The sequence below is a fragment of the Vibrio sp. AIC-3 genome (genome assembly GCF_013114515.1).
Lineage (GTDB): Bacteria > Pseudomonadota > Gammaproteobacteria > Enterobacterales > Vibrionaceae > Vibrio > Vibrio crassostreae_C.
In genome coordinates this window covers 1-543 of record NZ_VTXG01000085.1, presented here as the reverse complement: position 1 = coordinate 543, position 543 = coordinate 1, and the positions used below count along the sequence as shown (strand labels likewise).

The window sequence follows — 543 nt, the reverse complement described above, 5'->3', positions numbered from 1 at the left end:
TCTAGCAAACCAAAACTTCATTGATTATAACGATATTGTTTCGAAGGTCTGTAGCGCTTGGAATGGATTTCTTGAGTGCAAAGATCGCGTCACAAAAATGTGTATAAGAGATTGGATTGACCTGATCAGTTAATTTTCCGGATTGGTATAAGTACATTGTCTCACCTCATTGTCATGAAAGTGATTTGCAGTACTTTAGCTACGAAAAAGCCCTTGAAAATCAAGGGCTTAATGCGTAAAGAATAGTGGTGGAGGGATAGGGATTTGAACCCTAGAACCGCTATTAACGGTTGCCGGTTTTCAAGACCGGTGCTTTCGACCACTCAGCCATCCCTCCAACAAATTGTCATCAATAGATTAGTACACTAATGATGTTGTTAATTGCTAATGCAAGTAACGATACCTTTTGTCTTCACTTTTTAAAAAGTGAAAATAAATAGGAGCCTGGCGATGTCCTACTCTCACATGGGGAAGCCCCACACTACCATCGGCGCTATTGTGTTTCACTTCTGAGTTCGGCATGGAATCAGGTGGGTCCACAAT

Annotated in this window: 1 tRNA gene and 1 rRNA gene; both read right to left on the bottom strand. The window is 41.1% G+C overall.

The window, feature by feature from the left end:
• Nucleotides 1-246: 246 nt before the first annotated feature.
• Nucleotides 247-337, bottom strand: a tRNA-Ser gene (locus F0229_RS21735).
• Nucleotides 338-442: 105 nt separating this feature from the next.
• Nucleotides 443-543, bottom strand: a 5S ribosomal RNA gene (gene rrf, locus F0229_RS21730); the annotation flags it as partial.